The organism is Desulfobacterales bacterium (assembly GCA_029211065.1).
Lineage (GTDB): Bacteria > Desulfobacterota > Desulfobacteria > Desulfobacterales > JARGFK01 > JARGFK01.
Genome location: JARGFK010000022.1, coordinates 45,881 through 51,880 on the forward strand (window position 1 = coordinate 45,881; position 6,000 = coordinate 51,880).

Annotated in this window: 9 protein-coding genes; 3 read left to right on the top strand and 6 right to left on the bottom strand. The window is 47.5% G+C overall.

What is annotated here, in order from left to right; genetic code table 11:
- Nucleotides 1–13 precede the first annotated feature (13 nt).
- Nucleotides 14–715 (top strand): Bax inhibitor-1/YccA family protein, encoded by a 702-nt coding sequence (locus P1P89_07010; protein MDF1591248.1) that lies wholly within the window; start codon nt 14–16, stop codon nt 713–715.
- A 104-nt stretch (nt 716–819) separates the two neighbouring features.
- On the opposite strand, the gene glmM is transcribed toward P1P89_07010, so the two are convergent.
- The 3 genes from glmM to P1P89_07025 are packed head-to-tail and all read right to left on the bottom strand — an operon-like array spanning nt 820 to nt 2,786.
- Nucleotides 820–2,163, bottom strand: a complete 1,344-nt coding sequence (gene glmM, locus P1P89_07015; protein ID MDF1591249.1) for a phosphoglucosamine mutase — start codon at nt 2,161–2,163, stop codon at nt 820–822.
- A gap of 39 nt (nt 2,164–2,202) precedes the next feature.
- Entirely contained in the window at nt 2,203–2,535 is a 333-nt protein-coding gene (locus P1P89_07020) for a type II toxin-antitoxin system PemK/MazF family toxin (GenBank protein ID MDF1591250.1), read from the bottom strand.
- Nucleotides 2,536–2,552: 17 nt separating this feature from the next.
- Nucleotides 2,553–2,786, bottom strand: coding sequence for a hypothetical protein (locus tag P1P89_07025; protein ID MDF1591251.1), 234 nt, complete (start codon nt 2,784–2,786; stop codon nt 2,553–2,555).
- Between the two features lie 192 nt (nt 2,787–2,978).
- On the opposite strand from P1P89_07025, the gene P1P89_07030 reads away from it, so the two are divergent.
- Both P1P89_07030 and P1P89_07035 read left to right on the top strand, forming a co-directional pair.
- The gene (locus P1P89_07030) at nt 2,979–3,398 is read left to right on the top strand and encodes a hypothetical protein (protein ID MDF1591252.1); all 420 of its coding nucleotides are present in this window, start codon (nt 2,979–2,981) and stop codon (nt 3,396–3,398) included.
- Nucleotides 3,395–3,742, top strand: coding sequence for a DUF5615 family PIN-like protein (locus P1P89_07035; protein MDF1591253.1), 348 nt, complete (start codon nt 3,395–3,397; stop codon nt 3,740–3,742). The genes P1P89_07030 and P1P89_07035 overlap by 4 nt, the downstream gene beginning before the upstream one ends.
- Before the next feature lie 214 nt (nt 3,743–3,956).
- Here P1P89_07035 and P1P89_07040 read toward each other — a convergent pair whose 3' ends face one another.
- The 3 genes from P1P89_07040 to P1P89_07050 all read right to left on the bottom strand — a co-directional run.
- Nucleotides 3,957–5,222 (bottom strand): protein GlmU, encoded by a 1,266-nt coding sequence (locus P1P89_07040; GenBank protein ID MDF1591254.1) that lies wholly within the window; start codon nt 5,220–5,222, stop codon nt 3,957–3,959.
- A 118-nt stretch (nt 5,223–5,340) separates the two neighbouring features.
- On the bottom strand, nt 5,341–5,760 hold the full coding sequence (locus P1P89_07045) for a type II toxin-antitoxin system VapC family toxin (protein ID MDF1591255.1): 420 nt from the start codon (nt 5,758–5,760) through the stop codon (nt 5,341–5,343).
- The coding region (locus P1P89_07050) for an AbrB/MazE/SpoVT family DNA-binding domain-containing protein (GenBank protein ID MDF1591256.1) at nt 5,754–6,000 on the bottom strand (247 nt) is incomplete at its 5' end. The genes P1P89_07050 and P1P89_07045, both read right to left, overlap by 7 nt.

Consider the following 6,000-nt stretch of genomic DNA (forward strand, 5'->3'; position numbering starts at 1 on the left):
TTAGGAGGTATCTATGCAACCTGTTTCACTTCAACGTGACCAGGCTCAGATTCAGGTTAATGAATTTATCAGAAGCGTATATAACTGGATGGCCATCGGTTTAGCCCTGACCGGGTTTGTCGCGTATTATGTTTCTCAAAATGAGACGCTATACAACCTTATATTAGGAAATCGACTGATATTTTTTGGCTTGATTATTGCCGAGTTGGCTCTAGTGTTCAGTATCAGCGCCAGGGTTCATAAAATGCAGGCTTCAACCGCTACCGGGCTTTTTGTGCTCTACGCAGCCTTAAACGGTGCCACTTTATCAATGATTTTCTTGGCTTATACCCGATCAAGCATAACATCCACCTTTTTTATCTGCGCCGCCACATTTGTTGCCTGCAGCATATATGGCATGACCACCAAGCGGGACCTGACATCGATGGGCGGCTTTATGATGATGGGACTCTTCGGTATTATTATTGCGTCGGTAGTGAATATGTTTGTCCGGAGCACCGGCATGGCCATGATCATCAGCTATATCGGCGTATTTGTGTTTATCGGCCTGACGGCTTATGATACACAGCAACTGAAAGCCATGGCCTTGACCCAGCCTGCAGGCCTTGAAGCCGGTGTGGTTCGCAAAGGGGCTATTTTAGGAGCACTTAAACTGTACCTGGACTTTATCAACCTCTTTCTCATGCTGCTTCATATTTTCGGACGAAGAGATTAAGGAGTCGGTCATAGCTTTAAAAACCGTCCCATTATAAATATAAACGCCCCTGTGTAGGAATAGCATGCAGGGGCGTTTTTTTTATTTTTACCGATACCAAGGATTTAGCCAAGAGCTGCTTTAATACACTCCGCAATATGGCGACAATGATCGTCGGTTTCATCCCGGGTAGGCCCTTCAACCATAACGCGACAGAGCGGCTGCGTCCCGGAATACCGTACCAGTACCCTACCCTTTTCTCTTAATTTATTTTGAACGGATTGGATGGCCTTCTGTATCCCTGGTAGCGCATTGAGATCCGGCTTCTGTTTGACTTCCACATTCATAAGGGTTTGCGGAAACAGGGTCATGATCTTTTTAAGCTCGGAAACGGGTTTCCGGTTCGATCGCATGATCCGGATCAGCTGCAGAGCGGACAGCATGCCGTCACCGGTGGTATGATAATCTAAAAAGATCATATGCCCGGAGTTTTCGCCACCGAGAACGGCGCCGTGAGCCTTCATTTTTTCCATGACATGCCGGTCGCCGACATCGGTCATGATGTGTCGGATACCCATTTCCCTGAGGGCTATACCCAGCCCGATGTTGCTCATTACCGTGCTGACCACCGGCTTTTTTTTGAGCGTTTCTTTCTGGCTCATAAATCCGGCAAAGATTGCCAGCACTTCATCGCCGCTGAGAATTCCCCCGCCCTCGTCCACGACGATCAGGCGGTCGCCGTCGCCGTCAAACCCAATCCCAATATTTGCATTGTTTTCAATTACTTGTTGTTTTAATTGAAGTGGATGTTCGGAACCGCAGCCGTCATTGATGTTTTTCCCGTTGGGGCTATTAAAAAGAACCTTAACCTCGGCACCCAGGTCGGCAAACAATTGCGGTGCGATTCGGCTGGTGGCGCCGTTGGCACAGTCGATGACGATCTTCATTCCTTTTAACGATGACAAGGCAACCGTAGAAGCCAGAAATTCCCTGTAGCGGTTGCCGGGATCGTTCAGACGATGGATACGGCCGGTTTCGGCAACCGTGGGAGATGTTAACCCCTTATCCTTTAATATGAGGGTTTCAATTTGCGCTTCCTCCTGCGCTGAAAGCTTAAAGCCATCTCCTTTGAATATTTTGATGCCATTGTCATCATAGGGGTTATGCGATGCCGACACGGATATGCCGGCATCGGCGTTTTCAGCAACGGCCAGCCAGGCAACCCCCGGGGTCGGCAGCAAGCCGCAAAAAGCTGCATCCGCCCCCATGGCGCAGATTCCGGCAGCCAGACCGGTCTCCAGCATCTCGGCGGAAATACGCGAATCGTTTGCGATCAGGATCCGTGTCCTTGTATTTTCTTTTTTGAAAAATACGGCCACCGCTTTGCCGATCTGAACCGCCATTTCAGAGGTAATGGGATACTGATAGGCCTTTCCCCGGATGCCGTCTGTACCGAAAAGTTTCCCCATCTTGTTTTCTGTTCTGAGACCTTTGAAGAACATCCAATGTTAAAGAGAGAAAACCACTTTCAGGGCTTGATCGATCATACTCATATCTTTATGTTCCAACTTGCCCCGAACGCGTTGCAATCTCATGCGATAGTCAATCGGACGGGTTTGCAGGCAGTCGGCGATGGATTTCTTGTTAAGACCATTTGTCTGAGATGGAATCAGGGTCACATTGGTCTTGATTCGCGACTTCTTCTCATTCCATTCCGTGATCGGCACAACTTGAATGACCGGTACGCGCGCATTGTAAACATCGTTGGTCACAACCACGCATGGGCGCACTTTACCTGTCTCAGACCCTTTTACCGGATTCAGATCAATCTCGATGATCATACCTCGCGAAAGGGTCGTCATTCGGGCCAGCCTTGAATCGCAGAATCTGTCACTGTCTTGAGTTCAGAATCCTCCACGTAAATTTCAGCATATAAATCGGCTGATTCCCTTAATTTCTGCGATTCCAATTCTTCCATTAACCGGTTCAAAGCCTCACGAACCATAGCGCTTTTATCCTTGAAACCGTAGTTCTTATAATTATTTAAGAATTCAACCTGATTCTCTTTACAACTGAATTTAGCCTGCTGCATGATACCCTCCTACAATAGACCCATAAATTAGGTCTTAAAATTAGACCCAATTATAAGGCCATATTGTACGGAAGTCAATTAAATTTGTTTATACCGCTTTCCATAATAAAGTTCCGATAAAATGAATTGTTGACTTTCTATGTATTACGATGTAATTTCATGTCACACAAACAGCTCACCAAGGAGATGAAGATGGGAAGTGCCCAAAAAAGCATGCGAATTCCTGAGAAAATGCTTAGAGAGATCCGGGCGCTCGCTTTGGAATCGGGGAAAGATTTCTCTACTATGACAAAAGAGCTGCTTGAAGAGGCGGTCAAGATGCATCGCTGTCCCGGGATTGTTTTTTCCGAAGGTGTCAGTGGAAAAAAAGCGCGAGTTGCCGGAACAGGTTTGGAAGTATTTGAGATCATTTCCAATTACAAAAGTGTTGCAGAAAATTTCGAACGGTTGAAGACCGTCTACCATTGGCTCACCGATCTGCAACTTAGAGCGGCATTGGGGTACTATCGCGCTTATCCTGATGAAATCGATGAACTTATAGATCAAAATGAGAGTTGGACCACTGACAGCATTCGAAAAAGGCACCCCATTCTCGCCGGAAGCAGCTCGTGAAATATTATCTCGATGAAGATATAAGTCCAAAGGTCTCAGCGCTTCTAAGAAAACAAAAGGTCGATGCGGTTAGCACCCATGAAGTAGGCAGGACTCAATCTTCGGATATAGAACACCTGAAATATGCGGTTTCAGAAGGCAAAGCCCTTGTCACCCGAAATAGAGACGATTTTATACGTCTTTCGGTCCGTTTTTTCAACGATTCACGGTCTCACTTCGGGGTACTGATTATTCCCCATGCGATTCCCGGCGATAATTTTTCCCTTATTGCCAAGGCCCTTGAAAAATACGCTTGTGAACATCCGAAAGGGATGGAGCCTTACACCATCGACTTTTTAGGATAAAAATTTTATGAATAATATTAGGTGAACCGCAAAGACGCCAAGAGCGCAAAGGGTGGTTTAATTCTCTTTTGGGTCCAATTCCCCGCGGCTTGCCGCGAATCGTCATTCCGACGAAAGCCGGAATCCAGAAACATAAAAGGCTAACGCCCTGCGTTCAAACCTAAACGGCGCATTCTGCGGAGTGCATACGGCGTTTGTACTTCGGTTCGGGTTTTCATATTTGTTTCGTACCCCCAAACGACGGAATAATCTTAAGTGCCCTGCCGACAACATGATCGACAATCCCCTGCAGCCAGTGCGTGCCGATTTCTGATTCTTGCGGGTTTAAACCCTTGATAACAGCGAGATAGTCTTTATCGGCCGATTGAATCCCGGAAGTGATGCGTTCAAGAAACCGGTCCCGAAGCCTTTCATCCCCGGCATAGTCCAGCAAGGTATTCAGTGCCTCTTTCAGGTCTGTCCAGTTATCATGAATTTCCTTTTTTTGTAGAATCAACATAGAAGAGGCATCTTCTTTGAGCGTTTCCTGATAGATCCTTAGTGAATCCGGCATTTTCCGGCTGAACACTTCCAGACGGTTGATACGCTCGTCAATATTCATCTGCAACTTTTCCTTTAACCCGTTTAACAGGGCTTCCGGAAACGCATTTGAAACAAACCGGCAGCGAACATGTCGATACCACTGCATCAATGCCATCAAATTGGCTATATAAATCAAATTGTTGTGAACAATCCGCTTAACGCTGCGGTACATGCCGGGATAATGGGGGATGTTTCCCCCCGGTCCTCCCCGCTCATAGATTAATCGATCAGGCTTGAGCTGGTCCTTGCGGCAAATGGTCCCGGCTGCCGAAACGGTTCCGAATTCAAGTCGGCAGGGACCCACTATACCGCCCTGCCCTCCCAAAAAAATAGACCGCTGATTCAGCATGACCCCCCGGGACACATCGCCGATTAATGAAGGTGTGGCTTTGTCCTGATTCGGGGTAAAATTAAAATGAATAAATGAACTACCCACTTCACTATGGTCCCGGCGACTGGTGCCGCCGGCCATCAGACAGTCGCAGAAATTGATCAGACTTCCCAGGGTAACAAAGGGGAATAAAATGGTCTGTTTTAAATCAACCGCATGGGATACCGAGGCCTCTTCCTCCAGGATGGTCCCCTCTCTGATACGCGAACCATACCCTGCGCCGGCCTTTTCCAAAAACACGGCATCTTTGAAATAGCCTGATTTCAGCTGTACATTAGGCCCGAGCTGACAGTTTTCGATCGTGACCGGCCCTTCTTTGCCGAGTTCAGTTCCCTGAAGTATCAACGTTGAACGGCCAAATATTTTGCATCCGGTATGAATAACAACACCTTCGCCGGATATACGCAAAGGGTCCACATTCCGGTCAACCTGAACGCCCTCCGGGTTCTCAATTTGAACGCCTTTCCGGATCAGCGTTTCAACAAGCATCCGGTTTTCAGATTTCATTTACACCCATTTTTATAGAGCCGATAAATCACGGAAGGTAGTGATGCGCTCCTGGTGTTCAGAGGAAAAATGTCATACAAGGGTTTCCTCGGCAAATATCGGATCATCGAAATTTGTTTCATCCTGACCCCATTGCATCCCAATTTTCAATCTCCAGATGGGGTACCCTTTCAAATTCCCTCGTGTTGTTTGTAATGAGCACCGCACCGAGAAAAAGAGCGTGAACGGCAATGAGTAGATCCATAGCGCCGATCGGCGTTCTTTGCTTCTGAAGCCCTGTACGAATTTTTCCATAAAGCGGAGAAGCCTCGCACGGCCAATCTACAGCGGTCGCATAGTCCAGAAAATCCTTTAGAGCCGCTTCATTTTGTTTTTTCTTCAGAGAATGCGCAACACCAAACCAGAGTTCCGCCGCGACGATACTGGATATCCCAACTTCTTCCGGAGAAAGGCGGTCCAACCGGCTGCGCATCGCTTCCGGACGATTCTTGATCAAAGCAATGCAGGCATCGGTGTCCAGCATGTAACGGATCACCATGAAGTTTGCTCCTCCAAGGCCAGATCTTCGATTGACTTCGGAAAGACGACGCTGAATCGCCGCCCTCGAACGAAATACTCCTGCCAGGTCTTTTTTAAAGGTCGCAGCACCAAGTCCCCGTCTTTCCGGAATACATGAACTTCCGCGACATCGAGCTTGAATTCCTTAGGCAATCTGACCGCCTGTGAATTTCCCGATTTGAACACCCTTGCCGTCTTCATGGTATCCTCACCTCCATTT